The following is an 18,929-nucleotide window of genomic DNA, read 5'->3' as shown; positions in this document are numbered from 1 at the left end:
TGGAGACCAGTCATGCAGACGACGACAGCCGTCGACCTCGGAAATCCCGACCTCTACACGAGCTTGGACCGGCACGACCGGTGGCGCGAGTACGCGGCGGAAGACGCGATGGTGTGGAGCGAGCCGGGCAGCTCGCCCGGCGGATTCTGGTCCGTGTTCTCGCATCGGGCGTGCGCTGCGGTGCTCGGGCCGTCGGCCCCGTTCACCTCCGAATACGGGATGATGATCGGGTTCGACCGCGATCATCCCGACAACTCGGGCGGCCAGATGATGGTGGTCTCCGAACAGGACCAGCACCGGAAGCTGCGCAAGCTGGTCGGGCCGCTGCTTTCGAGGGCGGCGGCGCGCAAGCTCTCGGAGCGAGTGCGGACGGAGGTGTCCGCCGTCCTGGACCGGGTGCTCGACGGCGACGTGTGCGACGTCGCCGCGGCGATCGGCCCGCGGATCCCCGCCGCCGTCGTCTGCGAAATCCTCGGGGTGCCCGCCGAGGACCAGGACATGCTCATCGACCTGACCAATCACGCGTTCGGCGGCGAGGACGAGCTGTTCGACGGGATGACGCCGCGTCAGGCGCACACCGAGATCCTCGTCTATTTCGACGAACTGATCACCGCGCGTCGGGAGAGCCCCGGCGAAGACCTCGTCAGCACTTTGCTCTCCGACGACGAGCTGTCGATCGACGACGTGTTGCTCAACTGCGACAACGTGTTGATCGGCGGCAACGAGACGACGCGGCACGCGATCACCGGCGCGGTCCACGCTTTCGCCACCGTGCCAGGGCTCCTGGCGCAGGTGCGGGACGGCGACGTGGACGTCGACACCGTCGTGGACGAGGTGCTGCGCTGGACGTCGCCCGCGATGCACGTCCTGCGCGTGACGACGGGGGAGGTCACCCTCAACGGCCGCGACCTGGAACTGGGGACGCCGGTGGTCGCGTGGCTGCCGGCGGCGAACCGGGATCCCGCCGTGTTCGAGGATCCGGACACGTTCCGCCCCGGGCGGAAACCCAATCGGCACATCGCTTTCGGCCACGGTATGCACCACTGCCTCGGGTCCGCGCTCGCGCGGATCGAACTGGCGGTCGTGCTGCGGGAAGTGGCCGCACGAGTGTCGCGAGTGGAGCTGACGAAGGAGCCGTCCTGGTTGCGGGCGGTCGTCGTGCAGGGGTACCGGGAGCTCCCGGTGCGGTTCACCGGCCGCTGACTGTCCTATTAGGACCATCTGTCAAGCGGACAGCATTGATGCGTAACCGGCTTCGCGCCATCCTTGCCATGAGGATCACATCTATTCCACGGAGGAATGTCTTGTCTGCTCACGAAAACACGCAGAATTTCGAGATCGACCATGTGGAGATGTACGTGGCCGACCTCGAGGCCGCCGCGTCCGGATGGATGGACAGGTACGACTTCTCCGTCGCGGCCACGGACCGGTCGGAGGACCACCGGAGCGTGACGTTGCGGCACGCCGGGATCGCGCTGGTCCTCACCGAGCCGCTGACCGACCGGCACCCGGGCGCGACCTACCTGCAGACCCACGGCGAGGGCGTGGCGGACATCGCGCTGCGCACCCCCGACGTGGCCGCCGCCTTCGAGACCGCGGTGAAGGCCGGCGCACAGGCCATCCGCGAGCCGGAGAAGCGCGCGGACTCGGTCACGGCCACCGTCAGCGGTTTCGGCGATGTCGTGCACACCCTGATCCAGAGCGACGGCACCGGGGAAACGCCGGAAGCCTTCCGTGGCAAGGGCGGCGTGGACCTGAACGAGATCGACCACTTCGCGGTCTGCCTGAACGCCGGCGACCTCGCCTCCACGGTGGCCTTCTACGAGCGGGCCCTCGGGTTCAAGCAGATCTTCGAAGAGCACATCGTGGTCGGTGCCCAGGCGATGAACTCCACCGTCGTGCAGAGCGCGTCGGGTGCGGTCACCCTCACCCTGATCGAGCCCGACAAGACCGCCGACCCCGGCCAGATCGACGACTTCATCAAGGAGCACCACGGCTCCGGCGTCCAGCACATCGCGTTCACCAGCCCGGACGCGGTCCGCGCGGTCAAGGAGCTTTCCGCTCGTGGCGTGGAATTCCTGAAGACCCCGGACACCTATTACGACCTGCTCGGCGAGCGGATCGAGCTGGAGACGCACTCGCTGGACGACCTGCGCGAGACGAAGCTGCTCGCCGACGAGGACCACGGCGGCCAGCTGTTCCAGATCTTCACCGCCTCCACCCACCCGCGCAAGACGATCTTCTTCGAGATCATCGAGCGCCAGGGCGCGGGCACTTTCGGCAGCTCCAACATCAAGGCCCTGTACGAAGCCGTGGAGCTTGAGCGCACCGGGCAGAGCAAGCTGGGCCCCGCCCAGCGATGACCCCCCTCTGCCTGGACGACCTCGAACGTGCCGCGCGGGCGGCCCTCCCCGGCGAGATCTGGGATTTTCTCGCCGGGGGCAGCGGGGCCGAGTCCTCGCTGGAGGCCAATCGCACCGCGCTGGAGCGGATCTTCGTGATCCCCCGGATGCTGCGCGAACTCTCCGGCGGCACCACCGAGGCCGAGGTCCTCGGCCGGCGTGCCGCGCTTCCCGTGGCGGTCGCGCCGGTCGCGTACCAGCGGTTGTTTCATCCCGAGGGTGAGCTCGCGGCGGCCCGTGCGGCGCGGGACGCCGGCGTGCCGTACACCATCTGCACGCTCAGCAGTGTCCCGCTGGAGGAGGTCGCGGCCGTCGGTGGACGGCCGTGGTTCCAGCTTTACTGGCTGCGCGACGAAAAGCGGTCGCTGGAGCTCGTGCACCGCGCGGAGGACGCGGGCTGCGAGGCGATCGTGTTCACCGTCGACGTACCGTGGATGGGACGGCGGCTGCGGGACATGCGGAACGCTTTCGCGTTGCCGGAATCGGTGACGGCGGCCAACTTCGACGCCGGTGCGGCCGCGCATCGCCGTACCGAAGGGCTTTCGGCCGTCGCCGACCACACCGCGCGCGAATTCGCCCCGGCCACTTGGGAATCCATCGAGGCCGTCCGTGCGCACACGGACCTTCCGGTGGTGCTCAAGGGGATCCTCGCGGTCGAGGACGCCGTGCGGGCCGTCGACGCGGGTGCCGCCGGGATCGTGGTGTCCAACCACGGAGGCCGTCAGTTGGACGGCGCCGTACCGGGGATCACGATGCTGGGCGAGATCGCGGACGCGGTCTCCGGCGGCTGCGAAGTGTTGCTGGACGGCGGGATCCGGACCGGCGGGGACGTGCTCAAGGCGATCGCCCTCGGCGCCTCCGGGGTGCTGGTCGGACGGCCGGTCATGTGGGGGCTCGCCGCGGACGGCCAGGAGGGCGCCCGGCAGGTGCTCGACCTGCTCGCCGTCGAACTCCGGAACGCGATGGGCCTGGCGGGCTGCGATTCGGTGCGCGCGATCCGGCGGCTGAGCACTCGGTACAGCGGGTCGTGAGTGGGGATTCGGGTTCTAACCCGAATCCCCACTCACGACCGCCTACGAAAGGTGAGGTCCCATGCTGCCCCTTCTCGCACCCGTGACGGTGCGCCCTCGCGACGACCGCGACCACGCCGACCGCATCGCCCTGTCGGCCGCGACGACCGGCGGCGTCCACATGGCGACGAAGGATGTCCGCTCGTGGATCGACGAACGCCGTGAGGCCAACGTCTTCCACGTCGAGCGCATCCCGTTCGCCGAGCTCGACCAGTGGCGGTTCGAGGACGTGACCGGGAATCTCGTGCACAGCAGCGGGCGGTTCTTCGCGATCGAGGGCCTGCACGTGGTCGAGGCCGACGGCCCCCACGGCGACGGCCCGTACCGCGAGTGGCGGCAGCCGGTCATCAAACAGCCCGAGGTCGGCATTCTCGGCATCCTGGCCAAGGAGTTCGGCGGTGTCCTGCATTTCCTCATGCAGGCCAAGATGGAACCGGGGAACCCGAACCTGGTGCAGCTCTCGCCGACCGTGCAGGCCACCCGCAGCAACTACACCAAGGCGCACGGCGGCACGAACGTCAAACTGATCGAGTACTTCGCCCCGCCCGACCCGGAGCGGATCATCGTCGACGTCCTGCAGGCCGAGCAGGGCTCGTGGTTCTTCCGCAAGTCCAATCGCAACATGATCGTCGAGACCGTCGACGACGTGCCGATATGGGACGATTTCTGCTGGCTCACCCTCGGCCAGATCGCGGAGCTGATGCACGAGGACGAGACGATCAACATGAACGCCAGGAGCGTGTTGTCCTGTCTGCCGTATCACGACGAGGCCCCCGGCGCGCTGCTGTCCGACGTCCAGCTCCTGTCCTGGTTCACCAACGAGCGTTCGCGCCACGACGTGCGCGCCCGGCGCATACCGCTCACGGACGTCCACGGCTGGAAACAGGGCGTCGAAGCGATCGAGCACGAGGACGGCCGGTACTTCAAGGTCCTCGCCGTCGCGGTGAAAGGCAGCAACCGCGAGAAGATCAGCTGGACCCAGCCGTTGCTGGAATCGGTCGGCACGGGGGTGGTCGCGTTCCTCGTCCGCGAGATCGACGGCGTGCCCCACGTGCTGGTGCACGCCCGGGCCGACGGCGGGTTCCTGGACACCGTCGAGCTGGCGCCGACCGTCCAGTGCACGCCCCAGAACTACGCGCATCTGCCCGCGGAGAGCCGGCCGCCCTTCCTCGACTACGTGCTGGACGCGCCGCGATCGCGGATCCGATACGAGGCCATGCATTCCGAAGAGGGCGGCCGTTTCCTCAACGTCAGGGCCCGGTATCTCGCGATCGAAGCGGACGACACGGTCGAGGCCCCGCCCGGCTACGCATGGGTCACTCCGGGCCAGCTCACCGCGCTCACCCGGCACGGGCATTACGTCAACGTCGAAGCCCGCACCCTGCTCGCCTGTATCCACGCCGCGACGGCGCAGCCGCAACGAGAGGCATGAAATGAAGCAGATCACCGTCCTCGGGGCGTCGGGTTTCGTCGGCTCGGCCGTCACCCGCGCGCTGGCGCGGCAACCGATCCGGTTGCGAGCGGTGTCGCGCAGGAAGCTCACACCGCCGGACGGCCAGGCCGAAACGACCGTCGTCGCCGCCGACCTGACCGACCGCGCCGCGCTGGCCGAAGCGGTCGCGGGCTCGGACGCGATCGTGTACCTGCTCCTCGCCGACGGCGGCTGGCGGGTCGCCGAGACCGAAGAAGCCGAACGCGTGAACCTGGGCGTGATGCGCGATCTCGTCGACGTCGTGAGCGGGAATCCGCTGGTGGTCTACGGCGGTGCCGCGTCGCAGGTCGGGGTGCCGCCCCGGGAGCCGATCGACGGCAGCGAGCCCGACGAGCCGGGCACCCCGTACGACCAGCAGAAACTGGCGGCGGAGCAGGTCCTCAAGAAGGCCACGGCCGACGGCCGCGTGCGCGGGATCAGCCTGCGGCTGCCCACGGTGTTCGGCGAGACCCTGACCGAGGGCGCGAACTCCGACCGCGGCGTCGTGTCCGCCATGGCGCGCCGCGCGCTCGACGGGCACGACCTCACCATCTGGGGTGACGGCACCGTGCGCCGCGACCTGGTCCACATCGAGGACATCGCGGCCGCGTTCACCGCCGCGCTGGCCGCCCCGGACGCGCTGGTCGGCGGCCACTGGCTGCTCGGCGCCGGCCGGGGAGACCAGCTGGCCGACGTCTTCCGGCTGGTGGCGAAGGAAATGGCCGGGCACACCGGGCGCGATCCGGTGGACGTCGTCTGTGTCGAGCCTCCGTCGCACGCGCCCTCGACGGATCTTCGCAGCGTCACCATCGATTCCACGCCGTTCCGGGCGGTCACCGGCTGGCGCCCGGAGATCTCACTGCCCGAAGGAGTGCGTCGCACCGTCGCCGCGCTGACCACCCCAGTTCACGGAAAGGCTCGCACATGACCACGCGCGTATGGGACTACCTCGCCGAATACGAGACCGAACGGGCCGATCTGCTCGACGCGGTCGAAACGGTGTTCAACTCGGGGCAGCTCGTGCTCGGCGCGAGCCTGCGCGGCTTCGAATCGGAATTCGCCGCGTACCACGGCGTCGGCCACTGTGTCGGTCTCGACAACGGGACGAACGCGATCAAGCTCGGCCTCCAGGCGCTCGGTGTCGGCCCCGGCGACGAGGTCATCACGGTGTCGAACACCGCCGCCCCGACCGTCGTCGCCATCGACGGTACCGGCGCCACCCCGGTCTTCGTCGACGTCCGCGAGGACGACTTCCTGATGGACACCGGCCAGGTCGAAGCCGCGATCACCGAACGCACCAAATGCCTGCTGCCCGTGCACCTGTACGGCCAGTGCGTGGACATGGCGCCGCTCAAGGCGCTCGCCGCGAAGCACGGACTGTCCATTTTGGAGGATTGTGCCCAGGCGCACGGCGCCCGGCAGAACGGCACGATCGCGGGCACGACCGGCGACGCGGCCGCGTTCTCCTTCTATCCCACCAAGGTGCTCGGCGCGTACGGCGACGGCGGCGCGGCCATCACCTCCGACGAGAACGTGGCCGCGAAACTGCGCCGGCTGCGCTACTACGGCATGGAGGAGCGCTACTACACGGTCGAGACGCCTGCCCACAACAGCCGGTTGGACGAGGTCCAGGCCGAGATCCTGCGGCGCAAGCTCAGGCGGCTCGACGCCTACACGGCAGGACGCCGGGCGGTCGCCCAGCGCTATGTCGACGCCCTCGGCGACACCGACCTGAAGCTGCCGAAGACCGTCCCCGGCAACGAGCACGTGTACTACGTGTACGTCGTGCGGCACCCGCGCCGCGACGAGATCCTCGAACGCCTCAAGGCCTACGACATCCACCTGAACATCAGCTACCCGTGGCCGGTGCACACCATGACCGGGTTCGCCCACCTCGGCTACGAGAAGGGTTCGCTCCCGGTCACCGAGAAGCTGGCGGGCGAGATCTTCTCGCTGCCGATGTACCCCGCGCTCTCGCCCGACCTGCAGGACAAGGTCGTCCACGCGGTCCGCGAAGTGCTGTCCACCCTCTGACCACAGGAGCAAACCGTGCAAGCACGCAAACTCGCCGTCGAAGGCGCGCTCGAGTTCACCCCGCGCGTCTTCCCCGACGACCGGGGCCTGTTCGTGTCGCCGTACCAGGAGGAGGCGTTCATCGAGGCCCACGGCGGCCCGCTCTTCCCGGTGGCGCAGACGAACCACAGCCGGTCGAAACGCGGTGTGGTGCGGGGTATCCACTACACCGTGACCCCGCCGGGCACCGCGAAGTACGTCTACTGCCCCCGCGGCAAGGCCCTGGACATCGTGGTCGACATCAGGGTCGGCTCGCCGACGTTCGGCAAATGGGACGCGGTCCTGATGGACCAGGAGAACTTCCGGACGATGTACTTCCCGGTCGGGGTCGGCCACGCCTTCGTGGCGCTCGAAGACGACACCGTCATGTCGTACATGATCTCCTCGCCCTACGTGGCGGAGAACGAGCTCGCCCTCTCGCCGCTGGACCCCGCGCTGGGCCTGCCGATCGACACCGACGTCGTGCCGATCCTGTCCGAACGGGACACGGCGGCCCTCACCCTCTCCGAGGCGGAGGAGCAGGGGATGCTCCCCGACTACAACGCCAGCCTGGAGATCGAACGGCGGCTGTCCGTTCTTCCGCTCTCCGTCTGACTTTCTCTTTATCCACGCCCGGCCGACGAGGGCCATCACGGACCCGACTCGGCGCCGCCCGAACGGCGGCGCCGACCGTGATGGCCCTCGAAGGCGCGGGCGCCCGGCCGGGTAATCGTTATCCAGGGCGGGCCGGGCGACCGGCCCGCCGGGGGAAGGACGCCGAACTTGACGACCGATGGCCTTCAGCCGTCAATGGACACTTCGAAGTGGATCGCCTGGGTGCGGCGGCACCAGCGATGGTTGCTCGCGGGCGCCGTGATCGCCCTGCTCACGCAGATGGCGATCGCGATGATCACGACCGCCGTGGAACAGTCCCCGACCATCGACGAGCCGGTCTACGTCGGCACCGCGGTGGTCTACCTCGAAGAGCACAGCCTGCGGTACAACCCCGAACATCCACCGCTGGGCAAGCTCGTCATCGCGACCGGGGTGGCCCTCACCGATCCGAAGGTCGCTCCCGGCTTCAACGGCCACGAGTGGGAACTCGGCAAGCACGTCGTCTACGAGGCGGGCAACGATCCGGAACGGCTGATGCTGTTCGCGCGGCTGCCCGTGATCCTGCTGACGTTGCTGTTCGGGCTGGTCGTCTTCGCGTTCGCGGCCGATCTGGCCGGCCGCGCCGGCGGGCTGCTGGCGCTCACTCTGTTCACCTTCTCGCCCGACGTCATCGCGCACGGCTCGCTGGCGACGCTCGACGTGCCGGTGGCCGGGTTCCTGCTGACGTCGGTCTGGCTTGTGTGGCGAGCCCGGCGCCGCCCCGGTCTCTACCTCCCGCTCGCCGGGCTCGCGCTCGGCGCGGCCACGGCCACGAAAGTGCTTTCCCTGGTGGCGGTCCCGGTGCTGATCCCGCTTGCCGTGCTGTCCGTCTGGCACGCCCGCCGCGCCCGCGGTCTCGACCTGAAGTCCCCGGCGCTGCTGATCGGGCGGGGTGTGCTGGCGGCCGCCGGGATGGCGCTGATCGCGATCGCCGTCGTGTGGGCCTCCTACCTCGTCGTGGATCCGCGGCTGCACTGGGAGACGCCGTCGGGAATGCAGCCGCTCCACGGAATGCGCACCCTCGTCGACTGGCTGCCGTTCCCTCAGCCGTTGAAGGATGGGATGCGGTTCCAGTTCGAACTCGAAGACCACGTGTGGCACAACTTCCTGTTCGGCAGGCACTACACGGGATCGCTCTGGTACTACGGGCCTGCCGCGCTGCTGGTGAAGACGCCGCTGGGCGCGATGGCGATCTGGCTGGCGGGCGCCGCCGTGCTGCTGTCGGTGCGGCGGTTGCGCCCGGCCGCGCCGTACGTGCTCCTCCCGACCGCCCTGCTGATGGCCACGGCCATGGTCATCGTCCGCGACAACGGCGTGCGGTACCTGGCCTTCGCGCCGATGTTCCTCGCCGTCGCGGCGGCCGCGGTGCTCGTCGTCCGGAAACGGTGGGTGAAGGTGGCCGCGGTGACCGTCGTGGCCTTCGCCGCGGTTAGTTCGCTGATGACGTTCCCGTACTACCTCCCGTACTCCAACGAGGCGTTCGGCGGGCCGGAGAACACCCACCGGTACCTGCTGGATTCGAACGTCGACTGGGGACAGGACCTGGGCCGCCTGGCGGACCGCCTGAAGAAGGGCTACGCGGGTGAACGCACCTGGCTCGTCTATCAGGGGAGTGGTCTGCCGTCCCACTACGGCATCGACGCCGCCGACCCGCTCACGGTGCCCGCGGACCAGGTGCACGGGGTGCTCGCCGTGTCGGATTCCGCGGTCCTGGGGGCTTTCTCCGACCCGATGGGCGGTGGCGGCACCGGCGGAGGCGGCGCCACCGGGGATCTGGAGGCGTTGATCGCCGGGAGCACGCCGGTGGAGCGGGTGGGTCACTCCATGACGATCTACCGCCGCCCGTGACGCGCTGTCGGTCCACTTGAGACAGTCGCCCCGAGTGTCGCGAAAGCCACTTTCGGGACGCCTGATGTCCCGAAAGTGGCTTTCGCGACATGTCCCGAATCGTGAGCCGCTAACGGTTTCCGGTGCGAAAAAGCCTTGGACGCGTTGACCATCGAGATCACCGAAGCCTAATTTCGGAATTGTCCACTGAGATCCGCGAAAGGTGAGACCAATGCCCGCTGCGCAGGTCAAGCAGCTGCTTCGGAGCAAGCTCAGAACATGGGGGTGGATGTACCGATGACTACCATCATCGAACCGGCCGAAGACCTTTCCGTCCTCACCGGACTCACCGAGATCACCCGGTTCGCCGGCGTGGGGACCGCGGTCTCCTCGGCGTCCTACTCGCAGGCCGAACTGCTCGAAATCCTCGGCATCGAAGACCCGAAGATCCGCTCGGTCTTCCTGAACAGCGCCATCGAACGGCGTTTCCTCACCCTGCCGCCGGAAGAGCGCGGCGGCGCCCGCGCGGCCGAACCGCAGGGCGACCTGCTCGACAAACACAAGAAGATCGCCGTCGAAATGGGCTGCCGCGCGCTCGAAGCCTGCCTGAAGTCGGCGGGAGCGACGCTTTCGGATCTGCGTCACCTGTGCTGTGTCACCTCGACCGGATTCCTCACCCCCGGCCTCAGCGCGCTGATCATCCGCGAGCTGGGCATCGACCCGCACTGCAGCCGGTCGGACATCGTGGGTATGGGCTGCAACGCCGGTCTCAACGCGCTCAACGTGGTCGCGGGCTGGTCCGCGGCGCACCCTGGCGAACTCGGCGTCGTCCTGTGCAGCGAGGCGTGCTCCGCCGCCTACGCCCTGGACGGCACGATGCGGACCGCGGTGGTCAACAGTCTTTTCGGCGACGGATCCGCGGCGCTCGCGCTCGTTTCCGGGGACGGGCGCGTGCCGGGTCCGCGCGTCCTGAAATTCGCCAGCTACATCATCACCGACGCGGTCGACGCGATGCGCTACGACTGGGACCGTGACCAGGACCGGTTCAGTTTCTTCCTCGACCCGCAGATTCCCTACGTGGTCGGGGCGCACGCCGAAATCGTCATCGACCGGCTCCTGTCCGGGACGGGTCTGCGCCGCAGCGACATCGGCCACTGGCTGGTGCATTCCGGCGGGAAGAAGGTGATCGACGCGGTCGTCGTCAACCTCGGCCTGAGCCGGTACGACGTCCGCCACACCACCGGGGTGCTCCGCGACTACGGGAACCTTTCCAGCGGCTCCTTCCTCTTCTCCTACGAGCGGCTCGCCGACGAAGACGTCGCCCGCCCGGGGGACTACGGCGTGCTCATGACCATGGGGCCTGGCTCCACAATCGAAATGGCGCTTATTCAATGGTGACGCGTAATGAGAACAACGGCGACCTGGTGCTGCGTTTCGACGGCTCCCGTCCGCTGTCCGCGGCGGCCGTCGAGGAGATCGCCGCGCTCTGTGATCGTGCCGAGGACCAGCGTGAGCCGGGGCCGGTGACCATCCACGTCACGGGTACCCCGCCGGACGGCTGGGCGAAGGGACTCGCGGTCGGCCTGGTGTCCAAATGGGAGCGTGCCGTGCGCCGGTTCGAACGCCTCGGCAGGCTCACGGCCGTGGCGGCGTCGGGCGAATGCGCCGGGATGGCACTGGATCTCCTGCTCGCCGCCGACATCCGGATCGCCGAGCCGGGCACCACCCTGCGGCTCGCCTGGGCGGGTGGCGGCACCTGGCCCGGCATGAGCCTGTACCGGCTCACCAAACAGGCCGGCGCGGCGGGCATCCGGCGGGCCGTACTGCTCGGCACCCCGATCGGGACCGACCGCGCTCTCGCCCTCGACCTGATCGACGAGGTGTCCGACGACCCGGCCGCGACCCTGTCCTCTTTGGACGGTGTACTGGACGGTGCCGAGGCGGCGATCCGGCGTCAGCTGATCTTCGAAGCGGGCTCCACCGCCTTCGAGGAGGCGCTCGGCTCCCACCTGGCCGCGGCCGACCGGGCCCTGCGGCGGGAAGCCAAATCGTGACGACGGACAGCGCGCCAGGGCTCGATCTCCGGGCCCTGGCGGGCGAGTCCCACCGGGTCGACGACGAGATCCGGGCGGCGCGCACGGCCTTCGTCGAGGCGCACGCCGAAGAGATCTACGCCGAACTGACCGACGGCCGGACGCGGTACCTGCGCCTCGACGAACTCGTCCGCGCCGCCGCGCTCGCCTTCCCCGGTCTGGTGCCCTCGGAGCAGCAGATGGCGGCCGAGCGGTCGCGTCCGCAGGCGGAGAAGGAAGGTCGCGAGATCGACCAGGGCATCTTCCTGCGCGGGATCCTGCGCGCGCCGAAGGCCGGTCCGCATCTGCTCGACGCCATGCTCCGGCCCTCCGCCAGGGCACAGCGGCTGCTGCCCGAATTCCTCGAGACCGGTGTGGTGGAGATGGAGGCCGTCCGGCTGGAACGCCGCAACGGCGTCGCGCATCTGACCCTGTGCCGCGACGACTGCCTGAACGCCGAGGACGCTCAGCAAGTCGACGACATGGAGACGGCGGTCGATCTGACGCTGCTCGATCCGTCCGTCCGGATGGGACTGGTGCGGGGCGGGGTGATGAGCCACCCCCGCTACCTGGGGCGCCGCGTGTTCTGTGCGGGGATCAACCTGAAGAAGCTCAGCGCGGGCGAGATCCCGCTCGTGGATTTCCTGCTGCGGCGGGAAACGGGCTACATCCAGAAGATCTTCCGCGGTCTGCTGACGGACGATTCTTGGCACTCCAGGTTCACCGACAAGCCGTGGATGGCGGCCGTCGATTCCTTCGCCATCGGCGGCGGAACCCAGTTGCTGCTGGTCTTCGACCACGTGCTGGCGGCGTCCGACGCGTACCTCAGCCTTCCTGCGGCGAAGGAGGGGATCATCCCCGGGGTCTCGAACTTCCGGCTTTCCCGCATCGCCGGACCACGGGTGGCCCGCCAGGTGATCCTCGGTGGCCGCAAGCTCCAGGCGGGCGAGCCGGACGCGCGGTCGATCGTCGACGAGGTCGTCGCGCCGGAGGAGCTGGACGCGGCGATCGACGGCGCGCTCGCCCGGTTCGACGGGGAAGCCGTGGTCGCCAACCGGCGCATGCTGAACCTGGCCGAGGAACCACCTGAGGAATTCCGCCGGTACATCGCGGAATTCGCGCTGCAGCAGGCTTTGCGCATCTACGGCGCGGACGTGATCGGCAAGGTGGACGGTTTCGCGGTGGGCTCGCGATGAACGGGGTCCGGTACGAGAAGAAGGACCACGTCGCGTACGTGACGATGGACCGGCCCGAAGTGCTGAACGCGATGGACCGGCGGATGCACGCGGAACTCGCCGGGATCTGGGACGACGTCGAAGCCGACGACGACGTCCGGGTGGCAGTCCTGACCGGCGCGGGGGATCGCGCGTTCTCGGTCGGACAGGATCTCAAGGAACGCGCGCGGCTGACCGAGAAGGGCGTCGAAGCGTCGACGTTCGGCAGCAGCGGTCAGCCGGGCCATCCGCGGCTGACCGACCGGTTCACCCTGTCCAAACCGGTGGTCGGCCGGGTGCACGGCTACGCACTGGGCGGCGGTTTCGAACTGGCGCTCGCGTGCGACATCGTCGTCGCCTCCGACGAGGCGGTCTTCGCGCTGCCGGAGGTCCGCCTCGGCCTGATCGCCGGGGCGGGCGGGGTGTTCCGGTTGCCGAGGCAGCTTCCGCTGAAGGTGGCGATGGGCTATCTGCTGACCGGGCGCAGAATGGACGCGGCGACGGCACTCCAGTACGGACTCGTCAACGAAGTCGTGCCGTTCGCCGAATTGGACCGGCGCGTCGCCGAATGGACGGACGATCTGGTGCGCGCCGCCCCGCTTTCGGTCCGCGCGATCAAGGAGGCCGCGCTGCGCTCGCTCGACCTCCCGCTCGAAGAAGCGTTCAAAACCTCGTATCCGTGGGAAGAACGACGACGGACCAGTGTGGACGCGAGCGAAGGACCCCGTGCCTTCGCCGAGAAACGGGATCCGGTCTGGACGGGTCGCTGAATTCGGGTTGGACCGTTGTTCCGTGTGGCGAATGGTGGAACATTCCGGGGTAGAGACTTTCTCGCTCGAATAACGCCGGGTTTGTTTCTTCGTTCACCCGAGACCGCCGGCCGGGCCGGAAATCCCGGCTTTCCTTCCACCCGGTGCCGGCAGAAATCCTGGAATCTGTGATGACAACGCTCGCCACGGTCGAACTCGACAACCAGCGCATCGACCGGATGGTCCCACTGGTCACGCCCGCCCTGCTGCACCACGAACTGCCACTCGGCGCCAACGCGGCCGACACGGTGCGCCAGGGCAGGGAAAACGTCCTGCGCGTCCTCGACGGCACGGACGACCGGTTGCTCGTGATCGCCGGACCCTGTTCCATCCACGATCCCGCGGCCGCACTCGAATACGCCGACCGGCTCGCCGCCCTCGCCGGCCGGTTCGCCGACGATCTGCTGGTCGTCATGCGCGTGTACTTCGAGAAGCCGCGTACGGTCGGCGGCTGGAAGGGGCTCATCAACGACCCGCATCTCGACGGCACCGGCGACGTCAACCGCGGCCTGCGCATCGCCAGGGACCTGCTCCTCGAACTCGCCGAGGGCGGCCTGCCCGCCGCGTGCGAATGGCTGGACACCACCATCCCGGCGTACCTCGCCGACACCGTCTCGTGGGGCGCGATCGGCGCCCGCACGGTGGAAAGCCAGAACCACCGCATGCTGGCCAGCGGGCTGTCCATGCCGGTCGGTTTCAAGAACCGCCGCGACGGCGATGTCACTGTCGCCGTCGACGCCATCCGCGCCGCCGAAGCGCGCCACGTCGTCCCCGGCGTCGATCCCAGCGGCCTGCCCGCGATCCTGCACACGGTCGGCAATCCGGACTGTCACCTCGTGCTGCGCGGCGGCAACAGCGCGCCCAACCACAACCCGGCGTCCGTCCGCGCGGCGCTCACCACCCTGCAGAACGCGGGACTGCCGCGGCGGGTGGTGATCGACGCCAGCCACGACAACAGCCGCAAGGACCACCTGCGGCAGGCCGTCGTCGCCGGCCAGATCGCCGAACAGATCAAGAACGGTCAGCGCGGCATCGTCGGCGTCATGCTCGAATCCAACCTGAAGGCGGGCCGCCAGGACCTCCACCCCGACCGCCCGCTCACCTACGGCCAGTCCATCACGGACGCCTGCATCGACCTCGCCGCCACCCAGGAGGTTCTCCAGTCGCTCGCCACGGCGACCGCCGCCCGCCGCTCCGGCGTGCGCGCGCTCTGATCACGCGAGTTACGCCCCCACGCACGCGAGTTACGCCCCCACGCACGCGAGTTACGCCCCCAAGCACGCGAGATGCGCGTCTGATCACGCGAGTTCGCCGTTCAATCACGCGTGTCGTCCGTCTGGTCACGCGTGTCGTCCGTCTGATCACGCGTGTGCGCTATCCGATCGACTCGGCGCAGCCCATCGCGGTGTTCGGCGCGGCGTCGCCCCGGGTGCGTTCGAGATGCGCCTCGCCCCAGACCCGGACGCCCTCGACCACCGGCAGGACCGTGACCCCGTAAGGAGTGAGCCGGTAGATGACCGGGCCGGAACCGGCCCGGTCACCACGCGTTCGACGAGCCCGTCGGCCTCGAGTTCGCGCAACTGCTCGGCCAGCACCTTGGGGGTGATGGGGGCACCCCGGCGGCGGAGGCCGGCGAAATGAGTCTCGCCGTGAGCGAGCCAGTACAACAGGGTCAGTTTCCATTTCCCGCCGATCGCGGCGAACGCCGCGGCCATCGGACAGCCGGGCAGCGGGTTGGGACGCGGAAGGTTACCCGCAGGTGCCTTCTTGTCCATGGTCGTCCTCCGCTCGGATAGTCGGACCATGACCGTGCCATACAAACGAATCCTGACGGTGGGCCTTTCGGCCCTGATGCTGATCGCCTCGGCGGCGTCGGGCGCCGCGTCGACCTCGGGCACCGATCCTCAGCGGGCTTTCGACTGGGAGATCGGCACCTGGCGTTCCACGGTGCGGGTGCTCGCCGAGCCGCTTTCGGAATCCGCGGACCAGTGGCTCCAGTTCGCGGGCACCAGCACCGTCCGCCCGCTCATGGACCGGCGGGCGAACGCCCTCGAATTCGAGGTCTCGGGTCCCGACGGGCGCATCGACGCGCTTAACCTGCGGCTGTACGAACCGCAGGCGGGGCGGTGGAGCTTGACCTTCGTCAACATGCGGGACGGCCTGCTCACTCCATCGGTCCACGGCGGGTTCCGCGACGGTGTCGGTGAGTTCCACGGCGACGACCAGCTCGGCGGACGTCCGATCAAGGTGCGCTTCCTCGTCTTCCGGCACGGCCCGGACGAGGCGCGTTTCGAGCAGGCGTTCTCGGCCGACGGCGGGACGACCTGGGAGACGAACTGGGTCGCCGTTGATCACCGGATCCGCCGCTGACGGCCTGGGCGAAGGGGACGGTCTGGACCGGCCGACCGATTCATGCCCATACGCAAGGTCTCGCGAGGAGGCAAACCGGACCGTGTCCTCACTGTGTGGATTTTGGGGCGTTGGACGACCCGAAATCCACACAGTCCGGCGAGACCGTCCCTGTCACGACCAATTCGGGAGAGGGTGTGTGGAAATAGGGACACTCAACGTCCCTATTTCCACACACCCCCAACCAACGCCACTCCCGACCACCCGCTATCCGGCACCGTCGAGCAATGCCAGCTCCTCCTCGCTCAACCGGATGCCGCCCGCCGCGACGTTCTCCTCCAGATGCCGGGGGTCGCCGGTCCCGGGGATGGCGAGCACGTGCGCGCCGCGGTGCAGGGTCCAGGCGAGCCGGATCTGCGCCGGGGTCGCGTCGTGTGCCGCGGCGACCTTCGCGACCTCGGCCTGTCCCGGAACGGCGTCCGGCGCGGCGGCGCCGGGAAGCGAAGTGGTGACGGCGAAGAACGGCACGAACGCGATGCCGTGTTCGCCGCACAGGTCGAGCAGCGCGTCGTCCTCCCGGTCGGCCAGGCCGTAGCGGTTCTGCACGCAGACCACCGGAGCGATCGCCAGGGCCTCGGTCAGCTGGTCCGCCACGACGTTGGAGACACCCAGATGGCGGATCAAGCCGGCCTCGCGCAGTTCCGCCAGCGCGCCGAAATGTTCCGCCACCGAGCCGGGCTCCTTGCCCATCGCGGCGCCCCAGCGCAGATTGACGACGTCGAGGTGGTCGAGGCCGAGCTGCCGGATGTTCTCCTCCACCTGGCCGCGGAGCTGATCCGGGCGCGCGAAGGAGAATTCGCCGTCGCGGTCGCGGCCCGCGCCGACCTTCGTGGTGATCACGAGGCCTTCGGGGTAAGGCTGGAGCGCGGTGGCGATCAGTTCGTTCGCCGAGCGCGTGGGCGTGAAGTAGAACGAAGCGGTGTCGATGTGGTCGACGCCGAGTTCGATCGCTCGGCGCAGGACGGCGATCGCGCTTTCGCGGCTCTTGGGCTTCTCGTCCCACGGCATCCCGGTCAGCCGCATCGCGCCGAGCCCGATCCGGTTGACGGTGAGGTCCCCGAGCCGCCAGGTTTCGTGAAAGTTCGTCATGACCACCAGCGTCGTGACGAGGCCGTCCGTAGTCAGAAAACGGCAACAACCTGCCACCGGGTCGCGCGGTTGAGGCAGTATCGATGTCATGCGGACGAGTGATGCGGTCACGGTCGTGCGCGGCGAGGAAGAGCTGTTCCGCCGGGTCGGGCACCTGTTCTCGACCGTGACCGACATGGCGTGCGCGGCCAACGACCTCGCGACCTGGGTCGCCGCCCACGGAGCTGGCGAGATCGCCGAGCGCCGGGCCGGCGAGGTCCGGATCCGCAAGATCTACCGGGCCGGTCTGCTGCTCGACCCGGGCGCCGCGCAGGAGCTCGCGAGGGTCCGCGACCGGCATGGAGCCCAGGTCCGTATTTCCACCGAGGACGTCAACGAGACGATCGTGATGGACGGCAGGCTGGTCATCCTGGCGGGGGACCTCGTCGCCGGGCAGCGCGGCTACAGCGTCATCACCCAGCCCGAGACCGTCCAGGGCGTGATGTCGCTGTTCGAGGCGACCTGGCGGGCGGCGACCGAGCTCGCCGTCTTCGACGCGCGGGTGTCCGAGATTCGTCGGCTCGCGCCCGCGGTGCTGGACCTGCTCGGCAGCGGCGTCAAGGACGAAGCCGCCGCCCGGAGCCTCGGCCTCGGCGTGCGGACCTACCGGCGCCGGGTGGCCGAGCTGATGGCCGCACTCGGTGCCGAGTCCCGCTTCCAGGCCGGCGTCCGGGCGCGCGAGCTGGGCTTGGTCTAGACGCCCGCCCAATCGGGGAGCGGTTCGCACGCGTCCCGCCAGGACGGCGGAAGGCCCTCGGTCCCGACACGGGTCGCGACGATGCCTCCGACGATGGCGCAGGTGGTGTCGACGTCGCCACCGGCGCCCGCTGTGGTCCAGAAGGCCGTCTCGTAGTCGTCGAGGTTCCGGGCCGCGGCCCACAGGGCGAACGGCACCGTGTCGTGGGCGCCGGTGTGGCTGCCGTTGCCCAGCTCGTGGGCGGCGGTCGCGGCCGAGGGCTCGCCGGCGAGGCGGACGGCGGTTCGGACACCGTCGTGGACGCGGCCCGGCGGCACCCGCCGCAGCACCTGGTCGAGGAAGTCCTTCGGGGCAGGCGGGTCAGGGGTGGCGGCCAGCGAGGCGGCGACCGCGACCGCGATCGCGCCGGCCACCCCGTCCGGATGGGTGTGGGTCACCTCGGCCGAAAGCGCGGCCTGGCGCGCGGCCTCGCCGGGATCGCCGCCGAACCAGGCGCCGAGCGGTGCGACCCGCATCGCCGCGCCGTTGCCCCAGGAACCCTGCCCGTCGAACAGATCCGCGACCAGTTCACGCCACGAGCCGCCCTCGCGGACGAGACGCAGCAAACGGTTCATGGACGGGCCGTAGCCCCGGTCGAAGTCGTGACGCGTCGCGAAACTCGTGGCCAGCAGGTCCTGGTCGACCTGGCCTGCCCGGTCCAGGACCGTGAAAACGGAACACGCCATCTCGGCGTCGTCGGTCCATTGCCACGGGCCGGGCGGTGTCTGCCGCCGCGCCCAGTGGTCGCGATTTTCAGGGACGAAGAACTGGGAACCCAGCGCGTCGCCGAGGGCCAAGCCGGACAGGGAGTTCAAGGCGCGAGTGCGCCGATCGATGGTCATCGCGGCCCATCCTGGCAAAGGTCCCCAGTTCCGGAAAGGCGTTTTCCGCGCACTCACCCGCCCCCCGACCGGGTGAGCTTCGGCTGCTGGCGGTCGGTGCCGAGAGGGTAAGATCTCTGCGCCGAGGATGCCGGTGAAATCTTCCGGGAACCAACGCGCCGCCGGATGCGTCGGTGTACACGAACGGCATCGACGCGTTTCGGGAAACGGCGCGCACACGTGGGTGTGAACTCATAGGGTGCG

17 protein-coding genes and 1 pseudogene are annotated in these 18,929 nt (G+C 69.2%); 15 read left to right on the top strand and 3 right to left on the bottom strand.

The genetic code is table 11. The annotated features are described in order from the left end of the window. Positions 1-12: 12 nt before the first annotated feature. The 13 genes from H4W30_RS33585 (at position 13) to H4W30_RS33525 (ending at position 14,785) form a co-directional block, all read left to right on the top strand. Positions 13-1,203 (top strand): cytochrome P450, encoded by a 1,191-nt coding sequence (locus H4W30_RS33585; protein WP_192746242.1) that lies wholly within the window; start codon positions 13-15, stop codon positions 1,201-1,203. Between the two features lie 101 nt (positions 1,204-1,304). Beyond that, positions 1,305-2,363 carry a 4-hydroxyphenylpyruvate dioxygenase gene (gene hppD, locus H4W30_RS33580; RefSeq protein WP_192746241.1) on the top strand — a complete coding sequence of 353 codons (1,059 nt, stop codon included), beginning with the start codon at positions 1,305-1,307 and terminating at the stop codon, positions 2,361-2,363. Beyond that, positions 2,360-3,433 (top strand): alpha-hydroxy acid oxidase, encoded by a 1,074-nt coding sequence (locus H4W30_RS33575; protein WP_192746240.1) that lies wholly within the window; start codon positions 2,360-2,362, stop codon positions 3,431-3,433. Before hppD ends, H4W30_RS33575 begins: the two co-directional genes overlap by 4 nt. 61 nt (positions 3,434-3,494) lie before the next feature. Beyond that, positions 3,495-4,904 carry an NDP-hexose 2,3-dehydratase family protein gene (locus H4W30_RS33570; RefSeq protein WP_192746239.1) on the top strand — a complete coding sequence of 470 codons (1,410 nt, stop codon included), beginning with the start codon at positions 3,495-3,497 and terminating at the stop codon, positions 4,902-4,904. 1 nt (position 4,905) lies between these two features. After that, entirely contained in the window at positions 4,906-5,871 is a 966-nt protein-coding gene (locus tag H4W30_RS33565) for an NAD-dependent epimerase/dehydratase family protein (protein WP_192746238.1), read from the top strand. Continuing rightward, positions 5,868-6,977, top strand: coding sequence for a DegT/DnrJ/EryC1/StrS family aminotransferase (locus H4W30_RS33560; protein WP_192746237.1), 1,110 nt, complete (start codon positions 5,868-5,870; stop codon positions 6,975-6,977). Before H4W30_RS33565 ends, H4W30_RS33560 begins: the two co-directional genes overlap by 4 nt. Positions 6,978-6,992: 15 nt before the next feature. Further along, positions 6,993-7,610 (top strand): dTDP-4-dehydrorhamnose 3,5-epimerase family protein, encoded by a 618-nt coding sequence (locus tag H4W30_RS33555; protein WP_192746236.1) that lies wholly within the window; start codon positions 6,993-6,995, stop codon positions 7,608-7,610. A gap of 195 nt (positions 7,611-7,805) precedes the next feature. Then, positions 7,806-9,497 (top strand): ArnT family glycosyltransferase, encoded by a 1,692-nt coding sequence (locus H4W30_RS33550; RefSeq protein ID WP_192746235.1) that lies wholly within the window; start codon positions 7,806-7,808, stop codon positions 9,495-9,497. Between the two features lie 276 nt (positions 9,498-9,773). Further along, complete coding sequence (gene dpgA, locus H4W30_RS33545; protein ID WP_192746234.1) at positions 9,774-10,874, top strand: 3,5-dihydroxyphenylacetyl-CoA synthase DpgA; 1,101 nt, start codon at positions 9,774-9,776, stop codon at positions 10,872-10,874. Next, positions 10,868-11,530, top strand: a complete 663-nt coding sequence (gene dpgB / locus H4W30_RS33540; RefSeq protein WP_192746233.1) for an enoyl-CoA-hydratase DpgB — start codon at positions 10,868-10,870, stop codon at positions 11,528-11,530. Before dpgA ends, dpgB begins: the two co-directional genes overlap by 7 nt. Then, positions 11,527-12,744 carry a (3,5-dihydroxyphenyl)acetyl-CoA 1,2-dioxygenase DpgC gene (gene dpgC, locus H4W30_RS33535; protein ID WP_192746232.1) on the top strand — a complete coding sequence of 406 codons (1,218 nt, stop codon included), beginning with the start codon at positions 11,527-11,529 and terminating at the stop codon, positions 12,742-12,744. Before dpgB ends, dpgC begins: the two co-directional genes overlap by 4 nt. After that, on the top strand, positions 12,741-13,532 hold the full coding sequence (gene dpgD / locus H4W30_RS33530; RefSeq protein ID WP_192746231.1) for an enoyl-CoA-hydratase DpgD: 792 nt from the start codon (positions 12,741-12,743) through the stop codon (positions 13,530-13,532). Before dpgC ends, dpgD begins: the two co-directional genes overlap by 4 nt. A gap of 170 nt (positions 13,533-13,702) precedes the next feature. After that, positions 13,703-14,785: a 3-deoxy-7-phosphoheptulonate synthase gene (locus tag H4W30_RS33525; RefSeq protein ID WP_192746230.1), complete on the top strand. Its 1,083-nt coding sequence runs from the start codon at positions 13,703-13,705 to the stop codon at positions 14,783-14,785. A gap of 363 nt (positions 14,786-15,148) precedes the next feature. On the opposite strand, the pseudogene H4W30_RS44635 reads toward H4W30_RS33525, so the two are convergent. Further along, positions 15,149-15,286: pseudogene (locus H4W30_RS44635) on the bottom strand (winged helix-turn-helix transcriptional regulator); the annotation flags it as partial. A gap of 88 nt (positions 15,287-15,374) precedes the next feature. Between H4W30_RS44635 and H4W30_RS33515 the strand changes: the two are divergent. Beyond that, positions 15,375-15,941 carry a hypothetical protein gene (locus H4W30_RS33515; RefSeq protein ID WP_225949953.1) on the top strand — a complete coding sequence of 189 codons (567 nt, stop codon included), beginning with the start codon at positions 15,375-15,377 and terminating at the stop codon, positions 15,939-15,941. A 246-nt stretch (positions 15,942-16,187) separates the two neighbouring features. Here H4W30_RS33515 and H4W30_RS33510 read toward each other — a convergent pair whose 3' ends face one another. Next, a complete protein-coding gene (locus tag H4W30_RS33510) occupies positions 16,188-17,069 on the bottom strand; it encodes an oxidoreductase (protein ID WP_192746229.1) in 882 nt (293 codons plus the stop codon). 88 nt (positions 17,070-17,157) lie between these two features. Here H4W30_RS33510 and H4W30_RS33505 point away from each other — a divergent pair, with 88 nt between their 5' ends. Beyond that, entirely contained in the window at positions 17,158-17,805 is a 648-nt protein-coding gene (locus H4W30_RS33505; RefSeq protein WP_192746228.1) for a response regulator transcription factor, read from the top strand. Here the strand turns inward: H4W30_RS33505 and H4W30_RS33500 are convergent. After that, positions 17,802-18,686 carry an ADP-ribosylglycohydrolase family protein gene (locus H4W30_RS33500; protein WP_192746227.1) on the bottom strand — a complete coding sequence of 295 codons (885 nt, stop codon included), beginning with the start codon at positions 18,684-18,686 and terminating at the stop codon, positions 17,802-17,804. The genes H4W30_RS33505 and H4W30_RS33500 overlap by 4 nt on opposite strands. Positions 18,687-18,929: the final 243 nt, after the last annotated feature.

The organism is Amycolatopsis roodepoortensis (assembly GCF_014873915.1).
Lineage (GTDB): Bacteria > Actinomycetota > Actinomycetes > Mycobacteriales > Pseudonocardiaceae > Amycolatopsis > Amycolatopsis roodepoortensis.
The sequence above is the reverse complement of the archived record's forward strand: the minus strand, read 5'-3'. Positions and strand labels throughout refer to the sequence as shown.